Below are 4,499 nucleotides of genomic sequence, written 5' to 3' on the forward strand. Positions count from 1 at the left end.
CCCGGGGGAGGGGTTTCGGCGGTCTGGGCGTTACGGGGTGGCGCTGGCGTTGGCGGCGATCTCGGGGAGGTCCGCCGGGCCGGGGTCGGCCGCCGGGAGCGGGCTGGGGCTGTGCGCGGCGGCGCGGACGGCGGCGGCGACCGCCGGGGCGACCCGGGAGTCGAAGACGCTCGGCACGATCACCGTCGGGTTGATCTTGTCCTCGCCGACCACGTCGGCGATGGCGCGGGCCGCCGCGATGGCCATCTCCTCGGTGAACTCCTCGGCGTGCGCGTCCAGCATGCCGCGGAACACCCCCGGGAACGCGAGCACGTTGTTGATCTGGTTCGGCTGGTCCGAGCGGCCGGTGGCTACCACGGCGGCGTGCTTGCGCGCCTCCCGCGGGTCGACCTCCGGGTCCGGGTTCGCGAGGGCGAAGACGATCGGGTCCTTCGCCATCTGAGCGATGTCGTCGCCGGTGAGCAGGTTCGGCGCGCTGACCCCGATGAACACGTCGGCGCCGCGGATGGCGCCGGGCAGGTCGCCGGAGTAGTTCTCCTTGTTGGTGTTCTCGGCCAGCCACTGCCAGGCCGAGTTGAGCCCGGTCAGGCCGCGGTGCAGGGCGCCCTCCCGGTCGTACGCGATGATGTCGCCGACGCCCTGGCGCAGCAGCAGCTTCATGATCGCGGTGCCGGCCGCGCCGGCGCCGGAGACGACCACCCGGACGTCCTCGAGCCGCTTGCCCACCACCCGCAGCGCGTTGGTCAGCGCGGCCAGCACGCAGATCGCGGTGCCGTGCTGGTCGTCGTGGAAGACCGGGATGTCCAGCGCCTCACGCAGCCGGGCCTCGATCTCGAAGCAGCGCGGCGCGGCGATGTCCTCCAGGTTGATTCCGCCGTACGCCGGCGCGATGGCCTTGACGATCTGCACGATCTCGTCGGTGTCCTGGGTGTCCAGTACCACCGGCCAGGCGTCCACCCCGCCGAAGCGCTTGAACAGCGCCGCCTTGCCCTCCATCACCGGCAGCGACGCGGCCGGACCCAGGTTGCCCAGGCCGAGCACCGCGGAGCCGTCGCTGACCACCGCGACGGTGTTGCGCTTGATGGTGAGCCGCCGGGCGTCCGCCGGGTTCTCGGCGATGGCCATGCAGACCCGGGCCACCCCCGGGGTGTACGCCCGGGACAGCTCGTCACGGTTGCGCAGCGCGACCTTCGAGGTCACCTCGATCTTGCCGCCGAGATGCAGCAGGAACGTCCGGTCCGACACCTTGCGCACGTCCACGCCGTCGAGCGCGGTCAGCGCGTCGACCACCTGGTCGGCGTGGCCGGCGTCGGCGGTGTCGCAGGTCAGGTCGACGATCACGTGGGTCGGGTCCGAGTCCACGACGTCCAACGCCGTGACGATCGCTCCGGCCTCGCCGACCGAGGTGGTGAGCCGGCCAATCGAGGAGGCGTCCGCGGTTACGGCGATCCGGATGGTGATCGAAAATCCGGCGCTCGGCAGTCGGGTGATGGCCACGGGATCCCTCCGTCACGGCTGTGCGGCCGGTCGGCCGCGCCCGCATTTCTACCGGGTTGTCGCGGCCGACCAGCATTCGCCCCCACTTTTGGCGACCTTCACCATGGGCATATAGCAGGTGCGTTCGGCGTTGTGTCATGTCAGGATTACGTTCTACTTATCAAAACGGACAGGAGAACCGCTTGCGAGACCAGGAGAGCTTTGTCCACGTCGAGGACGAGCTCGACGACGTCACCACCGGCGAGATGGAGCTGTCGGAGCGGCAGTCCCTGCGACGCGTCCCGGGCCTGTCAACCGAGCTGACCGACGTCACCGAGGTGGAATACCGCCAGCTGCGGCTGGAGCGGGTCGTCCTGGTGGGCGTCTGGACCGAGGGCACGGTGACCGACGCGGAGAATTCGCTGACCGAGCTGGCCGCGCTCGCCGAGACCGCTGGCTCGCAGGTGCTCGAAGGGCTGATCCAGCGTCGTACGCGCCCCGACCCGGCCACCTACATCGGCCGCGGCAAGGTCGACGACCTCGGCGCCGTGGTGCTCGCCACCGGCGCCGACACGGTCATCTGCGACGGCGAGTTGTCCCCGTCGCAGCTGCGCAACCTGGAGCAGCGCACCAAGGTCAAGGTCGTCGACCGGACGGCGCTGATCCTCGACATCTTCGCCCAGCACGCCAAGAGCAAGGAAGGTAAGGCGCAGGTCGAGCTGGCTCAGCTCGAATACCTGCTGCCCCGGCTTCGCGGTTGGGGTGAGACGCTCTCCCGGCAGACGGGTGGTTCCGGCCGTGGCGGCGGTGCCGGCGGCGGTGTGGGTGTTCGTGGTCCCGGTGAGACCAAGCTGGAGACCGACCGGCGGCGCATCCGCCACCGCATCTCCCGGCTGCGCCGCGAGATCAAGAGCATGCGCACGGTACGCGTCACCAAGCGCGCCCGACGCACCCGCAACTCCGTCCCCGCCGTGGCCATCGCCGGCTACACCAACGCCGGCAAGTCCAGCCTGCTCAACCGGCTGACCGGCGCGGGCGTGCTGGTGGAGAACGCGCTCTTCGCGACGTTGGACCCGACCACCCGCAAGGCCACCGCGTCGGACGGGCGGCTCTACACCCTCTCCGACACGGTCGGCTTCGTCCGGCACCTCCCGCACCAGATCGTCGAGGCGTTCCGCTCGACGCTGGAGGAGGTCGCGGAGGCGGATCTGGTGGTGCACGTCGTCGACGGCACCCACCCGGATCCGGAGGAGCAGGTCCGGGCCGTGCACGAGGTGCTCGCCGAGGTGGGCGCGGACCGTCTCCCCGAGCTGCTGGTGGTCAACAAGACCGACGCGGCCGACGAGGACACGCTGCTGCGGCTCAAGCGGCTCTGGCCGGACGCGATCTTCGTGTCGGCACACTCCGGCCGAGGCGTCGACGACCTGCGCGCGACCATCGAGGACCGGCTACCGCAGCCGGCCGTCGAGGTCCGGGCGGTCCTGCCGTACGAGCGGGGTGACCTGGTGTCCCGGGTGCACCGCACGGGCGAGGTGCTCAGCACGGCGCACCTGCCGGAGGGCACTCTGCTGCACGTTCGGGTCAGCGCCGAGCTGGCCGCCGAGTTGGCGCAGTTCGACGTGGAGCGGGAGAGTCAGGCGGCCGGCAGCCGCTCCTGAGCGACCACGGCGTCATCCACGGGAAACCCGCGGCATGCGACACTGGCCGAATGCGCCGCGTTGTTTCCTCGGTCACGGTTGCCCTCGGCCTGTTCGGGGCAACCGTGGCGCTCGCCGGAGTCGCCGTGGCGGCTCCCGCTCCCGGAGCGTCCGAGCTGCCCGCTGTCACGCCCGGTAAGAAGCAGTGCACGATCGCCGACGAACGGCTGCGTGAGCTGTCCGGCCTGGTTGCTACCAAGAGCGGTTTCGTCGTGATCAACGACGGCACCGAGGTCGAGGCGCGCAAGCGCGTCTTCTTCCTCGACACCAAGTGCAAGATCTCGAAGGAACCGGTCCGCTACTCGGGGCAGGGTCCGTTCGACACCGAGGACCTGGCGCTCTCCCCGAACGGCGCGACGCTCTGGATCGCCGACATCGGCGACAACGTGTCCTCGAAGGAGCGTCGCAAGCGCGTCGCGCTCTGGTCGATGCCGGTCACCGGCAGCAAGCAGCCGGTGCTGCACCGACTCTCGTACCCGGAGGGCGAACCGCACGACGCCGAGGCGCTGCTCATCGGCAACGACAACAAGCCGCTGATCATCACCAAGGTGACCAGCGGTAAGGCCGAGATCTTCACCCCGTCGGCGAACCTCAAGACCGGCGACACCGACCCGGTGCCGATGCGCAAGGTCGGCGACATCACGCTGCCCAAGACGCAGACGGACAACCCGCTCAACACGTTCGGGCGGGTCGCGATCACCGGCGCTGCCCGGTCGCCGGACGGCGGCCGGGTGGTCCTACGCACCTACGCGGACGCGTTCGAGTTCGACGTGACCGGCGGCGACATCGTCACCGCGCTCACCACCGGAAAGCCTCGGGTGACGCCACTCGCCGATCCGTTCGGCGAGGCCATCAGCTACTCCCCGGACGGGAAGAGCTTCCTCACCGTCTCCGACGGTGGCCAGTTCGCCGAGGGCGATCCCATCGACGTCCTCAGCTACGCCCCGTCCACCTCGACGGCGGTGCCGCTGGCCGCCGAGGGTGGCGCCAGATCGGCCGCCGCCAAGTCGTGGACCGCCGGCCTGAGTTTCGACGACATCACCTACCTGGTCGGCGCGGTCGGTGTGCTCGGCCTGCTGCTGGTCGGCGCCGGCATCATCGGTATCGTCCGTGCCCGCCGCCGGCCGCCGACCGCCGACGCGTCCGATCGGTCGGATCCCGACGGCGAACCCCTCGGCGGCCCGCGTGGTGGGCGTGGCGAGCCGGGCGCGGAACGTCCGGGTGGCGTCTACGGTGGCGGCGCCCCCGCGGGCGGCGCGGTCTACGGCGGTGGCGCGGGCCGTGGTGGTCCGGCCCCGGCATCCGGAGCGGTGTACGGCGGTGGCC

Annotated in this window: 3 protein-coding genes; 2 read left to right on the forward strand and 1 reads right to left on the reverse strand. The window is 70.9% G+C overall.

Annotated features, from left to right (window positions below; genetic code table 11):
* Positions 1–30: 30 nt before the first annotated feature.
* Positions 31–1,497 (reverse strand): NAD-dependent malic enzyme, encoded by a 1,467-nt coding sequence (locus JNW91_RS29855; RefSeq protein ID WP_203178848.1) that lies wholly within the window; start codon positions 1,495–1,497, stop codon positions 31–33.
* A 182-nt stretch (positions 1,498–1,679) separates the two neighbouring features.
* Here JNW91_RS29855 and hflX point away from each other — a divergent pair, with 182 nt between their 5' ends.
* On the forward strand, positions 1,680–3,134 hold the full coding sequence (gene hflX / locus JNW91_RS29860; RefSeq protein WP_203178849.1) for a GTPase HflX: 1,455 nt from the start codon (positions 1,680–1,682) through the stop codon (positions 3,132–3,134).
* 50 nt (positions 3,135–3,184) lie between these two features.
* Positions 3,185–4,499, forward strand: a 1,315-nt coding sequence (locus tag JNW91_RS29865; protein WP_203178850.1) for a hypothetical protein, incomplete at its 3' end; no start/stop codon positions are given.

This window comes from Micromonospora parastrephiae, assembly GCF_016802865.1.
Lineage (GTDB): Bacteria > Actinomycetota > Actinomycetes > Mycobacteriales > Micromonosporaceae > Micromonospora > Micromonospora parastrephiae.